Source organism: Sheuella amnicola (assembly GCF_010499255.1).
In the GTDB taxonomy this organism is placed as follows: Bacteria; Pseudomonadota; Gammaproteobacteria; order Burkholderiales; family Burkholderiaceae_B; genus Zwartia; species Zwartia amnicola.
In genome coordinates this window covers 163,451-185,607 of sequence record NZ_JAAGRN010000003.1, presented here as the reverse complement: position 1 = coordinate 185,607, position 22,157 = coordinate 163,451, and the positions used below count along the sequence as shown (strand labels likewise).

Annotated in this window: 19 protein-coding genes; 15 read left to right on the top strand and 4 right to left on the bottom strand. The window is 51.6% G+C overall.

Annotated features, from left to right (window positions below):
- The first annotated feature begins 3 nt into the window (after positions 1-3).
- From nuoE to G3I67_RS05595, 11 genes are read left to right on the top strand one after another with little or no spacing between them, the layout of a single operon-like run.
- Entirely contained in the window at positions 4-504 is a 501-nt protein-coding gene (nuoE, locus tag G3I67_RS05645; RefSeq protein ID WP_163652400.1) for an NADH-quinone oxidoreductase subunit NuoE, read from the top strand.
- A complete protein-coding gene (gene nuoF / locus G3I67_RS05640; RefSeq protein ID WP_163652398.1) occupies positions 501-1,865 on the top strand; it encodes an NADH-quinone oxidoreductase subunit NuoF in 1,365 nt (454 codons plus the stop codon). The genes nuoE and nuoF overlap by 4 nt, the downstream gene beginning before the upstream one ends.
- A gap of 15 nt (positions 1,866-1,880) precedes the next feature.
- Positions 1,881-4,214, top strand: a complete 2,334-nt coding sequence (gene nuoG / locus G3I67_RS05635) for an NADH-quinone oxidoreductase subunit NuoG (RefSeq protein WP_163652397.1) — start codon at positions 1,881-1,883, stop codon at positions 4,212-4,214.
- Positions 4,214-5,287: an NADH-quinone oxidoreductase subunit NuoH gene (gene nuoH, locus G3I67_RS05630; RefSeq protein ID WP_163652396.1), complete on the top strand. Its 1,074-nt coding sequence runs from the start codon at positions 4,214-4,216 to the stop codon at positions 5,285-5,287. Before nuoG ends, nuoH begins: the two co-directional genes overlap by 1 nt.
- A gap of 29 nt (positions 5,288-5,316) precedes the next feature.
- Complete coding sequence (gene nuoI / locus G3I67_RS05625; protein ID WP_163652394.1) at positions 5,317-5,805, top strand: NADH-quinone oxidoreductase subunit NuoI; 489 nt, start codon at positions 5,317-5,319, stop codon at positions 5,803-5,805.
- A 19-nt stretch (positions 5,806-5,824) separates the two neighbouring features.
- Positions 5,825-6,442 (top strand): NADH-quinone oxidoreductase subunit J, encoded by a 618-nt coding sequence (locus tag G3I67_RS05620; RefSeq protein WP_163652392.1) that lies wholly within the window; start codon positions 5,825-5,827, stop codon positions 6,440-6,442.
- The gene (gene nuoK, locus G3I67_RS05615) at positions 6,442-6,750 is read left to right on the top strand and encodes an NADH-quinone oxidoreductase subunit NuoK (RefSeq protein ID WP_163652911.1); all 309 of its coding nucleotides are present in this window, start codon (positions 6,442-6,444) and stop codon (positions 6,748-6,750) included. Before G3I67_RS05620 ends, nuoK begins: the two co-directional genes overlap by 1 nt.
- Before the next feature lie 17 nt (positions 6,751-6,767).
- Positions 6,768-8,813: an NADH-quinone oxidoreductase subunit L gene (gene nuoL / locus G3I67_RS05610; RefSeq protein WP_163652390.1), complete on the top strand. Its 2,046-nt coding sequence runs from the start codon at positions 6,768-6,770 to the stop codon at positions 8,811-8,813.
- Positions 8,810-10,312, top strand: coding sequence for an NADH-quinone oxidoreductase subunit M (locus G3I67_RS05605; RefSeq protein WP_311197052.1), 1,503 nt, complete (start codon positions 8,810-8,812; stop codon positions 10,310-10,312). Before nuoL ends, G3I67_RS05605 begins: the two co-directional genes overlap by 4 nt.
- Positions 10,313-10,320: 8 nt before the next feature.
- On the top strand, positions 10,321-11,811 hold the full coding sequence (gene nuoN / locus G3I67_RS05600) for an NADH-quinone oxidoreductase subunit NuoN (protein WP_163652388.1): 1,491 nt from the start codon (positions 10,321-10,323) through the stop codon (positions 11,809-11,811).
- Positions 11,812-11,842: 31 nt separating this feature from the next.
- Positions 11,843-12,175: a DUF2818 family protein gene (locus G3I67_RS05595; protein ID WP_163652386.1), complete on the top strand. Its 333-nt coding sequence runs from the start codon at positions 11,843-11,845 to the stop codon at positions 12,173-12,175.
- 11 nt (positions 12,176-12,186) lie between these two features.
- Here the strand turns inward: G3I67_RS05595 and serB are convergent, their stop codons facing one another.
- Both serB and mfd read right to left on the bottom strand, forming a co-directional pair.
- Entirely contained in the window at positions 12,187-13,044 is an 858-nt protein-coding gene (gene serB, locus G3I67_RS05590; RefSeq protein WP_163652384.1) for a phosphoserine phosphatase SerB, read from the bottom strand.
- Between the two features lie 18 nt (positions 13,045-13,062).
- Positions 13,063-16,506, bottom strand: a complete 3,444-nt coding sequence (gene mfd / locus G3I67_RS05585; RefSeq protein WP_163652382.1) for a transcription-repair coupling factor — start codon at positions 16,504-16,506, stop codon at positions 13,063-13,065.
- A 128-nt stretch (positions 16,507-16,634) separates the two neighbouring features.
- Between mfd and ispD the strand changes: the two genes are divergently transcribed.
- Both ispD and ispF read left to right on the top strand, forming a co-directional pair.
- A complete protein-coding gene (ispD, locus tag G3I67_RS05580; RefSeq protein ID WP_163652905.1) occupies positions 16,635-17,324 on the top strand; it encodes a 2-C-methyl-D-erythritol 4-phosphate cytidylyltransferase in 690 nt (229 codons plus the stop codon).
- Positions 17,321-17,854, top strand: a complete 534-nt coding sequence (gene ispF, locus G3I67_RS05575) for a 2-C-methyl-D-erythritol 2,4-cyclodiphosphate synthase (protein WP_163652380.1) — start codon at positions 17,321-17,323, stop codon at positions 17,852-17,854. The genes ispD and ispF overlap by 4 nt, the downstream gene beginning before the upstream one ends.
- Here the strand turns inward: ispF and G3I67_RS05570 are convergent.
- Positions 17,795-19,126 (bottom strand): ATP-binding protein, encoded by a 1,332-nt coding sequence (locus G3I67_RS05570; RefSeq protein ID WP_163652378.1) that lies wholly within the window; start codon positions 19,124-19,126, stop codon positions 17,795-17,797. The two genes, ispF and G3I67_RS05570, sit on opposite strands and share 60 nt — an antisense overlap.
- Before the next feature lie 3 nt (positions 19,127-19,129).
- Positions 19,130-19,864: an osmolarity response regulator transcription factor OmpR gene (gene ompR / locus G3I67_RS05565; RefSeq protein WP_163652376.1), complete on the bottom strand. Its 735-nt coding sequence runs from the start codon at positions 19,862-19,864 to the stop codon at positions 19,130-19,132.
- 114 nt (positions 19,865-19,978) lie between these two features.
- Between ompR and tsaB the strand changes: the two genes are divergently transcribed.
- Positions 19,979-21,211, top strand: coding sequence for a tRNA (adenosine(37)-N6)-threonylcarbamoyltransferase complex dimerization subunit type 1 TsaB (gene tsaB, locus G3I67_RS05560; protein WP_163652374.1), 1,233 nt, complete (start codon positions 19,979-19,981; stop codon positions 21,209-21,211).
- A 3-nt stretch (positions 21,212-21,214) separates the two neighbouring features.
- The gene (locus G3I67_RS05555; protein ID WP_311197050.1) at positions 21,215-22,135 is read left to right on the top strand and encodes a uracil-DNA glycosylase; all 921 of its coding nucleotides are present in this window, start codon (positions 21,215-21,217) and stop codon (positions 22,133-22,135) included.
- The last annotated feature ends 22 nt before the right edge of the window (positions 22,136-22,157 follow it).

Genomic DNA, 22,157 nt, shown 5'->3' with positions numbered 1-22,157 from the left:
AATATGTTGCTCTCTGAACAGGCCTACAAGAAAATCGACCGCGAGATCGCCAAATATCCGGCGGATCAGAAGCAGTCCGCCATCATGGCATCGCTTTCGATTGCGCAGGACGAAATCGGCTGGGTTTCTCCCGAAGTGATCCAGGCTGTTGCCGACTACTTGGGGCAGCCTCCCATTTTGGTTCAGGAAAACGCCACGTTTTACAACATGTTCGACGTGCGCCCCATCGGTAAATACAAAATTACAGTTTGCACTAATTTGCCGTGCGCCTTGCGCGATGGTGTAAAGACTGCGGACTATCTGAAAGACAAACTCGGAATCGGCTTTCGTGAAACGACTCCGGATGGCGTCTTTTCGCTAGTTGAAGGTGAGTGCATGGGTGCCTGCGGTGATGCCCCGGTTTTGCTGGTCAATAACAAGCATATGTGCGTACGCATGCAAGCCGAAAAAATTGACGAAATGCTTGCCGAGTTGAAGGCATCCGCAAAAGGAGCCGCAGCATGAGCGCAGCAATCCTTCAAAAGTACTCGCAAGGCCTGAATTCAAATCCAGGTGGTGACCTGGCCACGTCAATGGCTTTGCACGGTCGACATATCAGTCCACAAATTCTTGCGGATCTGGATGGTAATAACTGGCGGCTTGCCGATTACGTCAAGCGCGGCGGTTACGAGGCGCTTCGTAAGATTTTGACGCAAGGCATGTCGCAAGAAGATGTGATTGCCGAAGTCAAGGCATCAGGTTTGCGTGGTCGGGGCGGTGCAGGCTTTCCGACGGGACTGAAGTGGAGCTTCATGCCACGTACATTCCCGGGGCAGAAGTATCTGGTTTGTAACTCTGACGAGGGTGAACCCGGTACATTTAAGGATCGCGATATTCTGCGTCTGAATCCACATACTGTGATCGAAGGCATGGCGATTGCCGCCTATGCGATGGGGATTCCAACCGGCTACAACTATATCCATGGCGAGATTTTCGAAGTTTATCAACGCTTCGAAGAGGCGCTGGAAGAGGCGCGTGCCGCGGGTTTTCTGGGCGAAAAAATTCTCGGTTCATCGTTTAACTTCCAGTTGCATGCTTTCCATGGATTTGGTGCTTATATTTGCGGTGAAGAAACCGCTTTGCTTGAATCACTAGAAGGCAAAAAGGGTCAGCCTCGCTTCAAGCCACCATTTCCTGCAAGTTTTGGTTTGTATGGCAAACCGACGACGATCAACAACACGGAGACCTTTGCGGCCGTTCCCTGGATTATCCGCAATAGCGGACAGGCTTACCTTGAGGTGGGCAAACCAAACAACGGTGGCACGAAGCTGTTTTCGATCACAGGTGATGTTGAGCGTCCGGGTACATACGAAATCCCGCTCGGCACGCCTTTCGCCAAGCTTCTCGAACTTGCCGGCGGCATGCGCAACGGTGCAAAACTCAAGGCAGTTATCCCAGGAGGGTCGAGTGCCCCTGTGATTCCCGGTCACATCATGATGGATATCACGATGGACTACGATGCGATTTCCAAAGCAGGTTCCATGCTGGGTTCGGGTGCTGTCATTGTGATGGATGAGAGTCGCTGCATGGTGAAGTCGTTGCTTCGTTTGTCTTATTTTTATTACGAAGAAAGTTGTGGACAATGCACCCCATGCCGTGAAGGTACGGGTTGGCTTTATCGCATTGTCAATCGCATTGAAAACGGTCAGGGACGCCCTGAGGATCTCGATTTGCTCGATTCGGTTGCCGGCAACATCATGGGACGCACGATTTGTGCGTTGGGTGATGCGGCTGCTATGCCGGTTCGTGGCTTCCTGAAGCATTACAGAGACGAATTCGCACACCACATCGAGCATAAGCGCTGTGTGGTGGATCCCTATATTTAAGGTTTGGACAAGGTTATGGTTGAATTAACCATCGACGGCAAGAAAGTCGAAGTGCAGGAAGGCAGCATGGTGATGCATGCCGCGCATAAGCTCGGCGTCTTTGTGCCGCATTTCTGCTATCACAAAAAGCTGTCCATCGCGGCGAACTGTCGCATGTGTCTGGTCGAAGTCGAGAAGGCACCCAAGGCGATGCCCGCTTGTGCGACCCCGGCAACCAATGGCATGGTGGTTCATACTTGTTCTGAGCGTGCGATCGCTGCGCAAAAGAGTGTGATGGAGTTTCTACTGATCAATCATCCGCTTGATTGTCCGATTTGCGATCAGGGCGGTGAATGTCAGTTGCAGGATCTGGCCGTTGGTTATGGTGGATCGGATTCGCGCTACAACGAAGAGAAACGCGTTGTGTTCCACAAGGATTTGGGACCACTGGTGTCTGCCGAGGAAATGTCTCGTTGCATTCATTGCACGCGTTGCGTACGTTTCGGCCAGGAAGTCGCCGGCATGATGGAAATGGGAATGGTCGGTCGAGGAGAGCATTCCGAGATCACTACTTTTGTCGGTCGATCTGTCGAATCAGAATTGTCCGGCAATATGATTGATCTTTGCCCAGTTGGTGCATTGACTTCAAAACCATTCCGCTACCAGGCTCGGACTTGGGAGCTTGCACGTCGCCGTACGATTTCTCCTCACGATAGTCTGGGTGCGAACCTGATTGTGCAGGTTAAAGGCGATCGCGTGCTGCGAGTGGTTCCTTTTGAAAACGAAGACATTAACGAGTGCTGGATCAGCGACAAGGATCGTTTCTCGTATGAGGGTCTAAATTCGGACGATCGTTTGTCGACTCCGTTGGTCAAGGGTGACGATGGTCAGTGGCGTGAAGCCTCCTGGTCGGATGCCTTGCAGGTTGTTGCCCATGCGCTGCTTGACGTGCGTGATCAGTCGGGTGGTGACCAGATTGGTGCGTTGTCTACTGAATATGCAACTGTTGAAGAACTTGCGCTGCTTGCACGAATTACGCGCGGTCTGGGGTCCGAAAACATCGATTTTCGTTTGCGGCAAACTGATGCTGCCCTTGATGGCGCACTGACTGGTGTGCCTTGGCTGGGGATGTCTGTTACGGACCTCGAAACCTTGGATCGCGCACTTGTTGTAGGTTCTTTCCTGCGCAAGGATCATCCACTCATGGCGCAACGCCTTCGTCAGGCAGCCAAGCGTGGTTCGCAAATTACGAGTATTGATGTGGCGGGCGATGATCCGTTGCTTAATCTGACGGCTCGCGCAACAGTTGCACCATCGGCAATAGCTGATACGCTCGCTCAAGTAGCTGTTGCGTTAGCAAACATTAAATCTGTCGATGTACCCGCAGAGTTTGCTGGCGTATCCGTTGGCGCGCATGCGCAAAAGATTGCCGAAAGTCTGGCTAGTGGCGAAAAATCAGCCGTCTTGCTTGGCAATGTGGCTGTGAACGCACCTGATGCTGCGCGTATCGTTGCGAATGCTCAGATGGTTGCTCAATTGTCCGGCGCGAAGCTTGGCTTCCTGACTGCAGGTGCGAACACGGTTGGTGGTTATCTTGCCGGTGCTATGCCTGTCAACGGCGGAAAAAATGCCGCTGCGATGTTTACGCATCCGATGAAGGCTTATATTGTCCTGAATGCCGAACCATTGCTTGATGCGGATAACGGAGCCCAAGCGATCGCTGCATTGAAGGCTGCGGAATTCGCGGTTGCGCTGACTCCCTACGCATCCTCTGCAAAAGAATGGGCAAAAGTCATTTTGCCGATTTCTCCATTCACCGAAACTTCAGGCACTTTTGTCAATGCGCAAGGCTTGCCGCAAAGCTTTAAGGCGACGGTTGCGCCATTTGCCCAGACGCGCCCCGGCTGGAAAGTCTTGCGAGTGTTGGGCAACATTCTGCATTTGACCGGTTTCGAGGAAGAGTCATCCGAGTCAGTGCGCGATGCCGTATTGTCCGGAAATATCCAAAGTCGTCTTTCGAATCAAGTTCAATCGAAGCCTGGATTGTCAACGCAACACGCGGGTGGAGCATTGCAGCGCGTGACTGATGTGCCGATTTACCGCACCGATGCGATTGTCAGACGTGCTGATGCTCTGCAGGCTTCTCAGGCATCTCGTCAACCGGTTGCACGTTTGCATCCTGACTCGATGACTGCGCTTGGTTTGGCCGAGGGGGCAAAAGTCCGCGTTCGTTCCACAACCGGTCAGATCGAATTGATTGCAGAAAATGATGCGACATTGCCTTCCGGTTGTGTGCGGGTATCGGCCGGTTTCGAACAGACCGCCGCGCTTGGCAGTGCGTTTGGTCAACTTAACGTGGAGCGTGCCTGATGCAGTGGCTGAACGTTCTTGAAACAATGGGCACAGACCTGCTTGGCCCGACAATCTGGATGGTTGTTTGGACACTGGTTAAGATTCTCATCATCGCCGTGCCAATCATTCTTTGTGTTGCGTATCTGACGTATTGGGAGCGCAAAATGATCGGTGCGATGCATATTCGTCTCGGGCCAACGCAGGTTGGTTACAGAGGGTTACTGCAGCCTTTTGCCGACGTATTCAAGTTGCTGACCAAAGAGGTTGTTGTTCCCTCACAGGCAAACAAAGTCTTGTTCGTTCTGGCGCCAGTTGTCACACTGATGCCTGCGTTGGCTGCCTGGGCCGTGATTCCTTTCGGTCCCGACCTCGTGCTGGCAAACGTCAATGCCGGCCTGTTGTACGTCATGGCGATTACCTCGATCGGAGTCTATGGCGTGATCGTGGCAGGATGGGCGTCAAACTCCAAATATGCGTTTTTGGCCGCCATGCGCGCATCGGCACAAATGTTGTCTTATGAACTTGCCATCAGTTTTGTGCTCGTTACCGTATTGCTGGTTTCCGGTAGCTTGAATATGTCCGAAATCGTCAATGTGCAAACTCGTGGATGGTTTGCCGAGCGAGGATGGAACTTCATGTCGTGGAACTGGTTGCCACTGTTGCCATTATTTGTCATCTACGTGATTTCGACCGTTGCCGAAACCAACCGTCACCCCTTCGATGTGGTGGAGGGTGAATCCGAGATTGTGGCCGGTCACATGGTCGAATATTCGGGGATGGCTTTTGCCCTGTTCTTCCTGGGTGAATACGCCAACATGATTTTCTTGTCATGCATGGCATCGATCATGTTCCTTGGCGGCTGGACTCCTCCGGTGGATATTGCGCCGTTGACCTGGATTCCAGGTTGGTTATGGCTTGGCTTGAAGACTTTTGTGGTGGTTTCGATGTTCATCTGGTTCCGTGCGACCTTTCCACGGTATCGGTATGACCAGATCATGCGCTTGGGTTGGAAAATTTTCATTCCCTTGACTGGTGTGTGGCTGGTTGTGGTGGCGATCTGGATGCAGACGCCTTGGAATATCTGGAAATAACCGCGACACGACGGTAAAAAAGGCAGGTTATGGAAGCGATCAAAGATTTTTTCGGTAGTCTCATGCTCCTTGAGTTGCTCAAGGGTATGAAGCTGACTGGCAAATATTTTTTCAGGCGCAAGATCACTTTGCGCTATCCGCAGGAAAAGACTCCGATGTCGCCGCGTTTTCGTGGCCTGCATGCGTTGCGCCGTTATCCGAACGGGGAAGAGCGCTGCATCGCTTGCAAATTATGTGAAGCTGTCTGTCCTGCCATGGCGATTACGATTGAATCCGATCAACGTGACGATGGTTCAAGACGCACCACGCGCTATGACATTGATTTGACCAAGTGTATTTTTTGCGGATTTTGCGAAGAAAGCTGCCCGGTCGATTCAATCGTTGAAACGCATATCCATGAATACCACGGCGAAAAACGTGGCGATCTCTACTTCACCAAGGACATGCTCCTGGCCGTTGGAGATCGTTACGAAGCAGAGATCGCCCGCAATCGCGCAGCCGATGCGCCTTATCGCTGATCATCGGGGCTGACAAAGAATGTTTACAACCATACTCTTCTATATTCTCGCGCTGGTTCTGGTCGTTGCGGCGTTTCGCGTCATTACCGCCAAGAGCCCTGTGACCGCGGTTTTGCATTTGATCCTGGCGTTTGTGAATGCCTCGTTTATCTGGATGATTCTGGGCGCCGAGTTTCTTGCTTTGCTTTTGGTGCTGGTATACGTCGGTGCTGTGATGGTGCTGTTCCTCTTCGTTGTGATGATGCTTGATGTCAAGATGGAAGAATTACGTGCCGGCATCAAAACATACCTTCCGCTCGGACTGACTGTCGGTCTGATCATGGTGGTTGAAATGTCGCTCGTGCTGAGTCTGAGCTGGGGCGATGTCGGACCGGCCGCCGATTTGGGCAACAATTACAACAACGCGCGCACGCTTGGCGAGCAGCTTTACACACAATATGCGTTCGCCGTCGAAGTCGGCGCGGTGTTGTTATTGGTTGGCATGGTGGCGGCAATTGCATTGACGTTGCGTCGCCGTCGTGATGTCAAATACAACGATCCGGGTGCCGCGTTGCGCGTACGCGCCAAGGATCGCGTTCGACTGTTGGATGTTCCCGCGCAGGAAGCGTTTAACGCGAAATCAGGAGAACAGTCATGATGACGCTGACTTTGCCCCATTTTTTGGTGCTTGGCGCCATTCTGTTTGCGGTTGGGGTATTCGGGATTTTTCTGAACCGTCGCAACCTGATCGTACTGTTGATGTCGATAGAGCTGATGCTGTTGGCGGTCAATATGAATTTTGTCGCATTTTCGACTTGGTTCGGCGATGCGGCAGGACAGATTTTTGTGTTTTTCATCTTGACCGTTGCGGCAGCTGAAGCTGCGATCGGTCTGGCGATTCTAGTGCTGTTGTTCCGCAACCTCAGCACGATCAATGTTGATGAACTTGACCGCCTTAAGGGCTGATCGGACGACGGAACAATATGTCTAACGTATCTCTTTACCTGCTCATCGCACTGGCTCCGTTACTGGGTGCGATCCTTGCCGGTCTGTTCGGAACCGGTTTTCTCGGACGCTTCATTAGTCGCCGTGGTTCGCACATGATCACGATCGCTCTGGTTGCCGTTTCGGCAATCGGATCGGTTTATGTGCTTAATCAAGTGATGCATCATGCGACAGGAACGCTCTTCAATGACACGATCTATACGTGGAGTCTGATCGGAAACATCAAGCTGGAGATCGGTTTCCAGATTGATCCACTGTCGGCATTGATGATGGTTGTCGTGACATCGGTTTCTCTGATGGTTCACATTTACACCATTGGCTACATGTCGGATGATCCGGGCTATCAACGATTCTTTGCTTATATTTCGCTGTTCACATTCTCGATGTTGATGCTGGTCATGTCCAATAACATGGTTCAGTTGTTCTTCGGTTGGGAAGCTGTGGGCTTGGTTTCGTATTTGCTGATCGGTTTCTGGTACACCAAACAGACCGCGATTTTTGCAAATATGAAGGCATTCCTTGTAAACCGTGTCGGTGACTTTGGCTTCGTGTTGGGAATCGGTTTGTTGTTCGCAAATACCGGAACAATGAACTATGGCGAAGTGTTTTCCCAGATCGATAAATTGAAGGGCCTCATGTTGCCGGGCACGGAATGGATGCTGATCACCGTTGCCTGTATTTGTCTGTTTATCGGTGCGATGGGTAAGTCCGCCCAGGTTCCCTTGCATGCCTGGCTGCCTGATTCGATGGAAGGCCCGACTCCGATTTCCGCGCTGATCCACGCAGCAACCATGGTGACGGCCGGCATATTCATGGTGGCACGCTTTTCGCCTCTGTTCGAACAATCCAATACTGCGCTGTCCTTCATAATCGTAATTGGAGCGATTGGCGCTTTGTTTTTGGGTATTCTCGGCATCATCCAAAACGACATCAAGCGTGTGGTTGCATACTCGACCTTGTCGCAACTTGGCTACATGACTGTTGCCCTTGGTGCTTCGGCTTACTCGGTCGCTATTTTCCATCTGATGACGCACGCTTTTTTCAAGGCTTTATTGTTCCTTGGAGCGGGTTCGGTCATCATCGGTATGCATCATGATCAGGACATCCGCAACATGGGTGGATTGCGCAAATACATGCCGATTACCTGGCTAACGTTTCTGATCGGCACGCTTGCATTGGTGGGAACACCGTTCTTTTCGGGTTTTTATTCGAAAGAACACATCATCGAAGCCGCTGCCAATGCCAACGTCTGGGGTGCGACTTTCGCCAAATACGCAACCTTGATAGGTGTGTTTGTCACATCGCTGTATTCGTTCAGGGTTTATTTCCTTGTATTCCATGGCAAAGAGCGTTTTGCCACAGAAGATGCACATCATGGTCATGGATCGCATGCACATGATGATCATGCTCATGATGGACACGGTCATGACGACCATCACGGTGGCGTTCCGCATGAATCTCCTTGGGTTGTGACTTTACCGCTGGTATTGCTTGCGATTCCATCCATCGTCATTGGTGCTTTGGTGGTCAAGCCGCTTCTGTTTGGCGATTACTTTAAAAATACGATTTTCAATCTATCTTCACACCCGGCGATGGGGGTCTTGAAATCGCATTTCCATGACTGGGTGTCTTACGCGCTGCATGCGTTCTCGACCCTGCCATTCTGGTTGGTTGTGGCTGGTGCCGTCGTTGCCTGGTACTGCTATCTGATCAATCCCAAAATCCCGGCCACGATTCAGCGCAAACTGTCAGGTTTGAATTACATACTGGAAAATAAATATTTCTTCGACTGGTTCAATGAGCAAGTGCTGGCGCGAGGCGCACGTTGTCTGGGCAAAGGCCTGTGGCAGCAAGGTGATCGCGGCCTGATCGATGGCCTGTTGGTTAACGGTTCGGCACGCCTGGTTGGGATGATCGCTTCGGTGACGCGCCGCCTGCAGTCAGGATATATCTATCACTATGCATTTGCGATGATCATCGGCCTATTGGCTGCGATCACTCTCATTATCTTTGGCCCCAAATAATGGCAAGCATGATGGCATCTTTATCTACAAATTGGTTGACCCTTTCGATCTTCGTACCGATCGTATTCGGTTTGATCGTGCTTGCCTTTGGCAGCGATGAACGTCCGGGGGCAACGCGTTTGCTTGCCTTGATCGGCGCAATCGTCAGTTTTCTGGTGACCATACCGCTGTATACCGGATTCGACGCAACGACAGCCGATATGCAGTTTGTCGAAAAATCAGTCTGGATTCCTGCCTTCGCAGTGTATTACCACCTAGGCATCGATGGCATTTCGCTCTGGTTTGTCTTGCTGACTGCTTTCATTACCATCATCGTCGTCATGGCGGGTTGGGAAGTGATCACTACTCGAGTATCCCAGTACATGGCCGCATTCCTGATTTTGTCGGGATTGATGATCGGCGTGTTTGTTGCCCTCGATGGACTGCTGTTTTATGTATTTTTCGAAGCCACATTGATTCCGATGTACATCATCGTTGGCGTGTGGGGCGGTCCCAATCGCGTATATGCGGCGTTTAAGTTCTTCCTGTATACCTTGATGGGTTCCTTGCTGACCTTGATCGCATTTATCTATCTGTGGAATGTATCTGGTGGATCGTTCGACATCCGTACCTGGCAAATGATGCCTCTGGATTACACGCCCCAGGTCATGATTTTCTTCGCATTCCTGGCGGCTTTCGCGGTCAAGGTGCCAATGTGGCCTGTTCATACCTGGTTGCCCGATGCTCACGTTGAAGCGCCAACCGGTGGTTCGGTCGTACTGGCTGCGATCATGCTCAAACTTGGTGCATATGGATTCTTGCGTCTGTCGTTGCCGATTGCTCCTGATGCATCGCAAGCCATGGGCCCATTCATCATCACATTGTCCTTGATTGCGGTGATCTATATTGGTCTGGTCGCGATCGTTCAGAGTGATATGAAAAAGCTTGTGGCTTATTCCTCTATTGCGCATATGGGCTTTGTGACCCTCGGATTTTTCATTTTCAATACAGCCGGTGTTGAAGGCGCAATAGTGCAAATGGTTTCGCACGGTTTCGTATCGGCAGCCATGTTCCTTTGCATCGGCGTGTTGTATGACCGGGTGCATAGTCGAGACATCGCCGCGTATGGCGGCGTGATCAACACGATGCCCAAGTTCGTCACGTTTTTTGTGCTCTTTTCGATGGCCAACGCCGGATTGCCGGCAACCAGTGGATTCGTCGGCGAGTTCATGGTCATCATGGGTGCCGTTGAATACGACTTCTGGATTGGAATGCTTGCTGCGACCGCCTTGATTCTTGGCGCATCTTATTCTCTCTGGATGGTCAAGCGCGTCGCATTCGGCGAAATCGCAAATGACGATGTGCGTAATCTCCAGGATCTGTCATCCCGTGAGTTCCTGATTTTGGGAATTCTTGCCATTGCAGTCATTTACATGGGGATTCACCCCAAGCCCTTCGCCGATGTGATGCACACATCTGTCGAGGCCCTGTTGCAACACGTCTCCAATTCAAAACTGTAAGCTACGCCATGATGCAATCCAAATTTGATTTCGCCCTGGCCGCACCGGAAATTACCTTGCTGGTCATGGGTATGGTTATCCTGGTGCTCGACGCCTTCAGCACCTGTAAGCGCCGTACGACAACATATGTTTTGTCGTTGCTTACCTTGGCTGTCTTGACCGTGATGCAGTCCTACTTGTGGGTGAACACGCCGAGTTTTACTCGTACTTTTTCGGGACTATTCGTCGGTGATGCGATGTCGCATCTGCTGAAGATCGTTTCTTATATTTCTGTGGCGCTTACGCTCGTATATGGTCGCGAGTATATTCAAAGTCGCGATATGCTGCGGGGCGGCGAATTCTATGTTCTGGTTCTGTTGGCGTTGCTAGGCCAGATGGTCATGATTTCGGCAGGTAATTTCCTGACGATTTATCTCGGTCTCGAACTGATGTCGCTCGCCTTGTATGCATTGGTTGCAATCCGTCGTGACCATACCGAATCAACCGAAGCGGCAATGAAGTATTTTGTCTTAGGTGCGCTGGCATCCGGATTCTTGCTGTATGGCGTGTCCATGATTTATGGCGCGACCGGTACACTTGATCTGGCCGGGGTCGCTGAATTCATTGCATCCGGCGATTTTGAAGCTTTGCCGCTGGTGTTTGGTCTGGTGTTCCTTGTTTGCGGATTGGCCTTCAAACTGGGTGCCGTTCCTTTCCACATGTGGGTTCCAGATGTATATCAGGGTTCGCCAACAGCCGTGACCTTGGTATTGGCTGCTGCGCCCAAGCTGGCGGCGTTTGCTATCGCAATGCGTATATTGGTGACTGCACTGGGTGATCTGGTCATCGAGTGGCAGCCAATGCTCATGATTTTGGCCGTTTTGTCTCTCGCGATCGGTAACCTGACTGCCTTGATGCAAACCAACTTCAAGCGCATGCTAGCCTATTCGACCATCTCTCACATGGGTTTTGTCTTGCTGGCGATGTCTTCCGGCTCGATCGAAGGCGACAAGGCAGTTGACTCGTATGCGTACGGATCGGCCATGTTCTACATGATTACTTATGTCTTGACGACGCTTGCATCGTTTGGTCTGGTCATGTTGATGTCGCGAGAAGGTTTTGAATGTGAAAACATTGATGATCTGAAAGGCCTGAACAAGCGCAGCCCATGGATGGCCGGCATGATTCTGGTTTTGATGTGCTCGTTGGCCGGCTTGCCTCCGCTTGTCGGGTTTAGCGCCAAGCTGATGGTGCTCCAGGTTCTGATGCTCAATGACCATCTGTGGCTTGCATTGATAGCCGTTGCCTTCTCGTTGATCGGTGCTTTCTACTACCTACGCGTGATCAAGGTGGTTTATTTTGATGAGCCTGTTGCAGCTACCCCCGACTTGCCGCGTACTTGCTTCTTTCCTCGCACATTGATGATGCTCAATGGCGCGCTGGTGCTGGTGCTAGGGTTGATTCCATCGAGTCTCATGAATCTGTGTCTGATTGCCATCAAAAACACGATTGTGTTTTGATGGTTTTCGGTAAATAGGGCGTTGGCGCGATATGAATCAGACATCTGCAGTATGGTTTCTGATCGTGCTGGCGTTATTAGCGGCGAACGTTCCATTTCTGAATGATCGTCTGTTTGCGATTTTTCAGTTAAATATAGTCAAGCAAGTGTCTGGCAATTCAAGTCGTGACAGCAAGCCATTCTGGCTGCGTTTGTTCGAAATGACTTTGCTTTATGTGCTGGTTGGCTCGATTGGCTTTGCGCTTGAAAGCACGATGGGAAATCCCTTCAGGCAGAAGTGGGAGTTTTATGCCATCACCTTCAGTCTGTTCATGGTGATGGGTTTTCCGGGATTTGTTTTGCGATATTTGTTGCGTAGAGATTAAGCGCGCAGAGATTAAGGCTCGAACCAGTTCAGTACGCCGTCAAGCGCAGTGACATTCAGCGAGTATCTGGCCTGAGCGCGCACAACTGCTTTTGCTCGATAGGCGACGGAGTAATCTGCATTGGCCAGCATCTTCAAGTCGTTTGCACCATCCCCGATTGCGATGATCTGATGTGGTTGTGCGCCGCATTCGGCGGCAAAACTTTTGAGCGTATCCGCTTTGCCTTGAGCATCCAGAATGCGCCCTAATACCGATCCTGTCAGTTTTCCATCGACCGATTCCAGCACATTGGCATGCGCGGCATCAAGATTAAGTCTGGATTTGAGTTTTTCGGTAAAAAAGGTAAAGCCGCCCGACACCAGCAATACACGAATGCCGGCTTCACGAGCGCGGCCTACGAGTTGCTCAGCACCCGGGTTCAGACGTAGTCGCTGATCATAAACAGACTGTAAGACATCAGTCGATAGACCCTTGAGGAAGGCAACGCGTTTAATCAGACTCTCGGAAAAGTCCTTGATTTCGCCTCGCATTGCGGCCTCAGTAATCGAGGCGACTTCTTTTTTGACGCCTCCAAAATCGGCAATCTCATCAATGCATTCGATGTTGATCAGAGTCGAATCCATATCCATCGCCAAAACCTTACAGTCCGATAGACGGGTTCCGGAACGAATGTATGCGGTGTCTACGTGATTCCTTTCACCCCAGGCCAGCACTTCATCGCGAGTTTCCGGACTGTCGTTGACACCAAGCAAGCGAGCAGCAGTGGACCCAAGTCGGCGCACGCCCGAGGCCTCCGCTATGGCGGAAATCTGTTCGATCAACTCGCCGGTCAATGCAGGAGTCTGAACAACAAGATTAAAAGTGGTCATGGGTAATTCCAGCGTAATTTATGTCAAAGAGCGCAAAAGAGATCGAACGGCGTCAGCACGAGCGGTGACATCCGGACAGTCTATCTCGGCGCGAAGTTTATCCTGTCCTGCGAATCGTATGGTTTTCTGTTTTTGTACCAGTTCGATCAAGCGAACGGGATCGACAATGGTATTTTGCTTGAACTGAAGCATGATTTGCCCTTCGCTTGCGTCGATTTTCTGAATGCCAAGGGCAAGGGCAGCTAGTCTCAGTTTATGAGTGGCCAGCAGGCAGCGTGTCGCCTCAGGCAGTTTGCCAAACCGGTCTATCAATTCTTCCTGAATAGCGATGAGCTCGGACTCATCGGTCGTACTGGATAATCGTTTGTAAATCGACAGTCGTGCGTGAACATCCCCGCAATAATCATTGGGAAGCAGGGCAGGGGCGTGCAGATTAACTTCGCAACCGGCACTGAAAGGCGCATCCAGGTCGGGTTCGACGCCTGCCTTGAGTGCGCGTACCGCTTCATTCAACATGTCGTTGTACATGGAGAAACCGATTTCTTGAATATTGCCGGATTGAGACTCTCCCAGGACTTCACCTGTGCCGCGAATTTCAAGATCGTGCATCGCAAGAAAGAAGCCGGATCCCAGTTCTTCCATCGCCTGAATTGCTTCTAGGCGTTTTTTTGCGTTTTTGGTGATGGCGTCTTCACCCGGCGTCATTAAATAAGCATAGGCCTGGTGATGTGAGCGACCGACACGTCCCCTCAACTGATGAAGCTGAGCCAGACCAAAGCGGTCGGCACGATGAATAATGATCGTGTTTGCGCTAGGGACGTCAATTCCGGTTTCGATAATTGTCGTGCACAACAATACATTGAAGCGTTGTTGGTAAAACCCCTTCATGACTTGTTCGAGTTCGCGTTCACCCATTTGTCCATGTGCAATCGCGATGCGTGCTTCGGGTACCAGTTCTTCTAGGCGAGCCCGTCTGTTATGAATCGTTTCGACCTCATTGTGCAGAAAATAAGCTTGTCCGCCACGCTTGAGCTCTCTAAGAAGTGCTTCCCGAATGGTGCTGTTGTCTTCCCGACGAACAAAGGTTTTGATCGCAAGTCGCTTTTGAGGAGCCGTCGCGATGACAGAAAAGTCACGTATTCCTTCAAGTGACATACCCAAGGTCCGTGGAATAGGTGTCGCGGTAAGTGTCAGTACATCGACTTCGGCGCGCAATGATTTGAGAGCCTCTTTTTGTCTCACGCCAAAACGATGCTCTTCGTCGATGATTACCAGCCCGAGTCGCTTGAACTGCGCATCCTTGGAAAGAATTTTGTGCGTGCCGATGACGATATCGATCGTGCCATCCTGGATGCCCGTCATGGCTTGACTGATTTCTTTGGCGGATCTGAACCTTGAAAGCTCGACCACTTTAACCGGCCAATCTGCGAATCGATCCGAAAATGTCTGAGCATGCTGCTCGGCAAGCAACGTAGTCGGGCAGAGCAAGGCCACCTGTTTGCCATTGGCAACGGCGAGAAAGGCCGCTCGCAGGGCCACTTCGGTTTTGCCAAAACCGACGTCTCCGCAAACAAGTCGATCCATAGGGCGACCGGAGGTCATGTCATGGATGACGGACTGAATTGCGGCAGACTGGTCGACCGTCTCTTCAAAACCGAATCCCTCGGCAAATAAATCGTAGTCTCCGATCGGCAGTTTGAAGGCGAAGCCCTGTCGTGCCGCACGCTTGGCATATAGATCCAGCAATTCCGCAGCTGTGTCGCGCACTTGCTGAGCGGCCTTTTTGCGTGCTTTTTCCCACTGTCCGGATCCAAGTAAGTGCAAAGGCGCGGTTTCGGGATCATTGCCGCTATAGCGGGCGATGACATGCAGTTGGGATACCGGCACATACAGCGTAGTTTTATTCGCGTATTCAAGATGAAGAAACTCCATCTCGCCTTCACCCATGTCCAGATTGACCAGTCCGTGATAGCGGCCAATGCCGTGCTGAGCGTGCACAACAGGATCTCCGGCACGCAATTCGGACAGGTCCCGCACCATGGCTTCAACGTTACTGGCACGCTCCTGATCGCGCTTGCCTCGTCTACCGCCACCGCTTGCGTGACCGGGATATAAGTCGTTTTCTGTCAGAAAGATTAGGTGCAGAGACGGGATTTCAAATCCGGTTCCAAGCGATCCGACAGTGATGGCGAATTGCGCTTCACTTTCCAGGAAAGTAGCAACCGACTCTGTTTGAGCATCCGGGACAATCTGATGCTCGGCCAGCATTTGCAGGATGGTCTCGCGTCGTCCATGTGAATCGGCGCATAGAACAACGCGCGCATGCGTAGCTGTTGAAAGAACATGGCGAAGTTTATGAAGCGGATCCTCGGCCCGGCGGGAGACACCTACATCGGGAGCCGCAACAATTTCATTGCTTGCGGAGTCGTTTGCCAGAGCAAGCCTCGGGAAATTCTTCAGTTTTTCGTGCAACGATTCCGCTTGCAAAAATAAATCCGATGGCGGCAGAACCGGTCTTTCATGATCGCTTTTTAGGAATTGATAACGACTTGCAGTATCTTTCGTAAAACGCAGCATCGCATCATCAATGTCTCCCAGAGTGACGATCAATGCGTCCTCTGGCAGATAGTCGAAGAGAGTTGCGGTAGATTCAAAAAAAAGTGGCAAATAATATTCGACACCGGCAAACGGAATGCCATTGCCGATATCCTTGTACAGCGATGCTTTGGACGGATCGCCTTCAAATACTTCCCTGAATTTGGCCCTGAATAAGTTGCGGGCGGGCTCATCCATCGGAAACTCGCGACCAGGAAGTAGCTGCACATTACCGACAGGATATAGACTACGCTGAGTATCGATATCGAAAGCGCGAATCGATTCGATTTCATCGTCGAACAAGTCGATTCGGTAAGGTACGACTGAACCCATCGGAAACAAATCGATCAGACTGCCACGAATGCAGAATTCGCCCGGCATGGTGACCTGCGATACATGCGCGTAATTGGCCAGTGTCAACTGAGTACGCAGCGCCGATTCATTCAGTTTGTCTTTTTGCTTGAAAGAAAACGTATAGGCAGCCAGAAAGCCGGGTGGTGCCAGACGATATAGCGCGGTCGTGATCGGAACCGTCAGGACATCCACTTCGTTTTGCATCAAGGCGTGCAGCGTGCGCAGCCTTTCGGAGATCAAGTCCTGATGGGGCGAAAAACTGTCATAAGGAAGGGTTTCCCAGTCGGGAAGTTGCCGGACTTTGAGCTCAGGCTGAAAAATCGGAATTTCTTCGGATAGTCGCTGAGCCTCCAGAGGCTCAGCAGTCAAGATCACCAGCGTTTTACCGGCGGTTTTTGCGAGTTGAGCCAATAACCATGCGTCTCCGGATCCGGGGGGACGAGGATGGCTGTAGCGCAAACCGGTTTTGAGGGCGGCTAACAGAGTAGAGGCAGAAGTCAATGCAGCCGTCATGGAATCAAGCAACCAGAAAAATCATAAATCAGCCAATGATTATAAAATCATTGGTCAACGTGCTGCTTTAGTTTGACTGGCACGTCTGAATCGTCGCTATCTAATGGAATCCCATGACTGTATCGAATATCCCCGAACGCGTGATCGCTCTTGTTCCGGCAGCCGGAATTGGTGCGCGCGCCAGTACGAACGGGACTTCAGTCGAGCCTAAGCAATACCGAGTATTGGCGGGAAAGCCGATGTTGTGGCATTCCGTCAACGCATTGCTCGCCGACCCTCGCGTTAAGGAGGTTCGTGTCATTGTCGCGCCAACCGATCAACGTGCGACGGACATCTTGTCGGATTTGCCAAGAACGAGATGCTATCCTTTCGGAGGAGAGCAGAGATCAGATACAGTGTTCAATGGATTAAGTCGCACGGATTTTGCTCCCAACGATTGGGTGCTGGTGCATGATGCCGCCAGGCCCGGATTGCCCGCCGATGCACTGACCCGATTACTAGATGCTTGTCTAAGTCGCAATGTCGGTGGACTGCTCGCGATGCCGATGGCTGACACAGTCAAGCTTGAGGATGATCAGCAATGTGTTGAGAGGACCCTTGACCGCAAACATTTATGGTTGGCACAGACCCCCCAGATGTTTAGGGCGGGAGAGCTGCAGTCGGCGCTAAAGCAAGCCGCTTTTGCGGGATTTGTCGTGACCGATGAAGCTTCGGCCATGGAGTTTGTTGGTTATAAACCTTTACTCGTGCCGGGTTCCGGGCGTAATGCCAAAATAACCTGGCCTGAAGATTTCGATTGGGTGCAATCTTGGCTATGAATCCTTTTGCAATTCGTGTGGGACAAGGGTTTGATGTCCATGCGCTGGTATCCGGACGCCCATTGATATTAGGTGGTGTGATCATTCCGCATACTCATGGTTTACAAGGGCACTCTGATGCTGATGCGCTTTTGCACGCACTGACGGATGCGCTGCTTGGTGCTGCGGGATTGGGGGATATTGGCCGCCATTTTCCCGATACAGATGAACAATACCGGGGAGCCGATAGCAGGGTGCTGTTGCGTATCGCGTACGATCGCGTCAAGCAAGCCGGTTGGGAGGTGATCAACATCGACGCGACGATTCATGCGCAAGCGCCCAAGATCGGTCCACATGCGCCCGCGATGGTTGGCAATATTTCACTTGATCTGGATTTGTCGCCCGAGTCGATCAACATTAAAGCCAAAACCAATGAAGGCTTGGGTTATCTGGGGCGCAAAGAGGGCATCGCCGCTAATGTTGTGGTTCTGCTAGGTCGTACTGTTCTTGACGATGCTCGTGTCGATTGGCCACAGTACGGAAACGGTTAATCCGCCACCCACACGGGGGTTGATTGAAAGACTGCCCTCGGTTTGCCGCAACAGTCTGTCGATGATGGCTAATCCCAGACCTGCTCCTGTACTGTCCGAGCGTGCATGGTCGCCTCGATAAAAGGGGCGAAGCACGTTGGATACGTCTTCTGGTTTGATGCCCGCGCCTCGATCAGACACTTCAAGTACAGCTTTATTTGCTTGCGCCTGAAGCGTGACAAGTACTTTGCTACGCCCTTGATCATCGCCACCGTATCGGTAGGCATTATCGATCAGGTTCAAAACAATACGTGCAAAACTGACCGGATCAATCCGCACGTGGATGTTGGGCTGAATCCGGGATGTCAGTTCGTGATGGATCAGACCGGTATGAAGACGTTCACGAGAGAGCAAAGACTCGAGTGCAGTTGAAATGTCAGTCGATGGGCGCTCTTGTATTTTGGCGGCACGTGAATATTCAAGCAACTGGTCGATGGTGTGATCAATTTGTCTAAGATCCTGATCGATTGCTTGAATGGATGCCTCGGGCATTTGGCTTAATTCGATTTCAAGCCGCATTCTGGTCAGCGGTGTGCGTAAATCATGAGAAATGCCCGCAATCATCAGTTCACGATCGTTTTCGGTTTGACGCCAATCCTCTGTCATCCTGTTGAAACTTGTATTGAGCTGCCGAATTTCGCGAGGCCCGGTTTCCGGTAGTGGAGGAGGCGATTGACCGGTCGAGATTTGTTGCGTGTGATGAACCAAGCGGGATAAGGGGCGATTGATGTATCGCACACTTATAAGTGCGCCTATCAGTGAGAATACGATGGCAGCCACAGCCCAGCCGATCCATTCGAAGTCTCCACTGAGCTCAAGGTCGTCGCGGTGCATCGCCAACCAGTACTGCTTTTCATCGATGCTGAAGCTTATCCAGAAGTCGTGGCGGTTGTTGACTGTCCAGGCGACAATCGTATCCGAACCAAGATGCTGTTTGAGCATATGAGCAATTTTTTGCCAGTAGCGGTCATCGGGGATAGGCTCAACGATATCAGTTGGGGAGCGTGCAATGACGTCCAGAGATTCGTTTAAAGACAGTTCGTCCAGCAATGTCGGTATATCGGTTCTGGTGGCATGGGCCAGGGCAGATCGGGTCAGATTCACCGCGGTAGTGATGCGCTTGCTGTTTTGAATGGCGCGAGGTTCCATCTCGAGGATGACGAAAACCTCGGCCCAGGCCGCCAGACAAGCCAGCATCAGTGTCGCCAGCAATAAAAATGTCCGGGTAAACATGACCTAACGATTGCCGTCCGGTACGAAAACATAGCCCATACCCCAGACGGTCTGGATATAAGCCGGTTTGGCCGGATTGACCTCGATCAGTTTGCGCAAACGCGATATCTGCACATCCAGACTGCGGTCGAAGGCTTCGTATTCACGTCCGCGGGCCAGTTCCATCAGTTTGTCGCGTGAAAGCGGAACCCGAGGATGTCGACCAAACACTTTCAAAACGGAAAACTCTCCGGTGGTGATATCAACCGGATGACCATCCCGTGTCAAAGTGCGTGTTGCCATGTTCAGGCAGAACGGACCAAAGTTGATGGTCTCCTGTTCATGACTTGGTGCTCCGGGATGTTCGTCAATGCTGCGCCGCCGCAAAATGGCGCCAATGCGGGCCGAAAGCTCGCGGGGGTTGAACGGTTTGGGGAGATAATCGTCCGCGCCCATTTCCAGACCAATGATCCGATCGATTTCTTCGGTTTTGGCTGTAAGCATGATGATCGGCGTGTTGTTGTGCATGCTGCGCAGTCGCCGACAAACGGATAGCCCGTCTTCACCGGGCAGCATCAGGTCAAGTACTAACAAGTCGAAATGTTCGCGCTGAATGGCTTTGTTCATCTCACGCGAGTCCTCTACTGCACAAACGTTATAACCTTGTTCGGTCAGATAACGACGCAGTAACTCGCGAAGACGAGGGTCATCGTCAACAACGAGAATTTTTCTTGATGGGGTAGTCGTAGGTATTTGCATAAAAGAAAATGTAACAGCGCCAAGCCTTAAGGTGGTCTATTTTTCATAAACTATTACAAGATCCATCATCTATCACCAAAAATGTAACTAAATGTTCTTCATTACAATACGCCTATGAGCTTAATTCTGGCCCTCGAAACCTCAACCACGACTTGTGGCATCGCATTGATTCACGAGCATGCTGCTGACGTGCGCATAACGATGCGCCTGCATGAGGGAACAGCGGGACATGCCATGAGCGTATTGCCGATGGCATATGACCTTCTGAAAGAGTCCGGATTTTCAAGGAATCAACTGGATGCGGTGAGCTTTGGCCAGGGCCCCGGCGCGTTTACTGGGTTACGTGTTGCTTGCGGGGTTGCTCAGGGAGTCGGTTTCGCATTGGATATACCGGTGATTCCTGTCGGGTGTCTGGATGCCATTGCTGCCAAGGCCGGAGCGAATCGTCCGGGGCAGTTGATTTTGGCGGCGCTTGATGCCCGCATGGACGAAATTTATCTTGCCGCCTATGTGATGAATTCACAAGCGCGACTTGTAAACATACAACCTCCTGTGCTGCTCAGCGCGGTGGATGTTGGCGGATTCGTTCTTGGTCGATTGCCTCTATGGTTGCGAGATCCCGATATGATCAACACATCCCACCCCTGTCTGGTGGGGGAAGGTTGGAAGGTTTCGAATGCGATGTTCGGCCTTGCGCAGGATTGGCCGACGGAACAACTGGATGCCCACCCCGAGGCCGACTGGATCGCACGATTAGCACTGGATGCTTGGCATCGAAAGGCTTGTCTGGCACCTGAGTTGGCCGCGCCTCTTTATTTGCGTGACAAAGTGGCCTTTACGACAGCCGAGCGCGCGTCGGGACACGGCGGAAATCCGCGAGTGTTGGCGAATCATGACGTGGCATTGTTGCCGATGTCCAAGGTGGATATTGCCGAAGTGGTTGAGGTGGAACGCACTGTCCAGTCGTTCCCCTGGAGCGAGCGAAACTTTCAGGATGCGTTGGAAGCAGGTTATGAAGCCTGGGTGCTTAGATCCAATCAGGGATTGCTTGGGTTTTGCATTGGAATGCTAGCGCCTGACATCGCCCATGTCCTTGTGATTGCCGTGGCGCCTCGTCAGCAGAAAAAAGGTTTCGGCCATCTTTTGCTGGAGCAATTGCAGCACTCTGCGAGGCAGCGAGGCTTGGAAGGGTTATTGCTTGAAGTCAGACCCTCCAATCAAAACGCCATCGAATTTTACGAAAGTCATGGTTTTACTCAGGCCGGACGCAGGCGCGATTATTACCCTGCAGGTGATGGAGTGCGGGAAGACGCTATCGTAATGAAACAAATTTTTAGTGACGCCTGACCTGTGAATTCACATTTCGATTCCTCTGCTTTGCAACTATCCGCGCTTCAGTTGGCGTGGTTGCATGAGCTTGGCATCGAAAAGCCCTGGATTCCGATGCCTCGACAAGCTGATCAGGTGCAGGTATCGCAAGCTCGGCAAGCGTCTGAATCTGCTGAGTCATCAGCCTCTCAAGACACCGAAACAAAAATTACTCAAACTGATGTTGCGCCAAGTTCAAATGTATTCGGTGCGCAAACTACCGCAACGCCATCGCGGACTGTCTCGCGGTTTGCCCAGCCTGTATCCAAAATATTAGCCCCCGTCGTGCGTGCAGGTGCCACCGAGACTTCAGCACTTGCCGCTCAAGCACAAACGCTAGACTCGCTTGCCCAAGGTATTGCGTCATGCCAGGCTTGCGGCTTATGTATGGATCGTGAGCATGTCGTTGTCGGTCAAGGCGTCATGCAACCTGCGGTGATGGTGGTTGGTGAAGCGCCCGGTGAACAAGAGGACCGTCAAGGTGAACCGTTCGTTGGTCGCTCGGGGATGCTTCTTGACAATATGTTGTCCGCAATCGATTTGGGACGTGAGAAAAATGTCTATGTCGCCAATATTATTAAGTGTCGCCCCCCCGGCAATCGCAACCCTCGTCCCGAGGAGGTTGCCGCATGCCGCCCCTTTTTGCTGCGCCAGATCGAACTCATCAAGCCATTAAGCATTCTCGCTGTGGGTAAGCACGCCGCCCAGGCGTTGCTGGGGGTGGAAGCGCCTCTTGTTTCGATGAGAGGGCAAACTTATACACTGCCTCATCCCGGACATACGGTGCCGGTAGTTGTCACTTATCACCCGGCGTATTTGTTGCGTCGACCCGCTGAAAAAGCCCTGGCTTGGAAGGATTTAAACCAGACCAGGGATATCGTGCGGGCTATTACCGGCGATTAATGCGGAATAAAGCATTAATTCG

Coding starts and splice junctions, on each gene's coding strand:
- nuoE (WP_163652400.1), top strand. CDS start 4: ATGTTGCTCTCTGAACAGGCCTACAAGAAAATCGACCGCGAGATCGCC.
- nuoF (WP_163652398.1), top strand. CDS start 501: ATGAGCGCAGCAATCCTTCAAAAGTACTCGCAAGGCCTGAATTCAAAT.
- nuoG (WP_163652397.1), top strand. CDS start 1,881: ATGGTTGAATTAACCATCGACGGCAAGAAAGTCGAAGTGCAGGAAGGC.
- nuoH (WP_163652396.1), top strand. CDS start 4,214: ATGCAGTGGCTGAACGTTCTTGAAACAATGGGCACAGACCTGCTTGGC.
- nuoI (WP_163652394.1), top strand. CDS start 5,317: ATGGAAGCGATCAAAGATTTTTTCGGTAGTCTCATGCTCCTTGAGTTG.
- G3I67_RS05620 (WP_163652392.1), top strand. CDS start 5,825: ATGTTTACAACCATACTCTTCTATATTCTCGCGCTGGTTCTGGTCGTT.
- nuoK (WP_163652911.1), top strand. CDS start 6,442: ATGACGCTGACTTTGCCCCATTTTTTGGTGCTTGGCGCCATTCTGTTT.
- nuoL (WP_163652390.1), top strand. CDS start 6,768: ATGTCTAACGTATCTCTTTACCTGCTCATCGCACTGGCTCCGTTACTG.
- nuoN (WP_163652388.1), top strand. CDS start 10,321: ATGATGCAATCCAAATTTGATTTCGCCCTGGCCGCACCGGAAATTACC.
- G3I67_RS05595 (WP_163652386.1), top strand. CDS start 11,843: ATGAATCAGACATCTGCAGTATGGTTTCTGATCGTGCTGGCGTTATTA.
- serB (WP_163652384.1), bottom strand. CDS start 13,044: ATGACCACTTTTAATCTTGTTGTTCAGACTCCTGCATTGACCGGCGAG.
- mfd (WP_163652382.1), bottom strand. CDS start 16,506: ATGACGGCTGCATTGACTTCTGCCTCTACTCTGTTAGCCGCCCTCAAA.
- ispF (WP_163652380.1), top strand. CDS start 17,321: ATGAATCCTTTTGCAATTCGTGTGGGACAAGGGTTTGATGTCCATGCG.
- G3I67_RS05570 (WP_163652378.1), bottom strand. CDS start 19,126: ATGTTTACCCGGACATTTTTATTGCTGGCGACACTGATGCTGGCTTGT.
- ompR (WP_163652376.1), bottom strand. CDS start 19,864: ATGCAAATACCTACGACTACCCCATCAAGAAAAATTCTCGTTGTTGAC.
- tsaB (WP_163652374.1), top strand. CDS start 19,979: ATGAGCTTAATTCTGGCCCTCGAAACCTCAACCACGACTTGTGGCATC.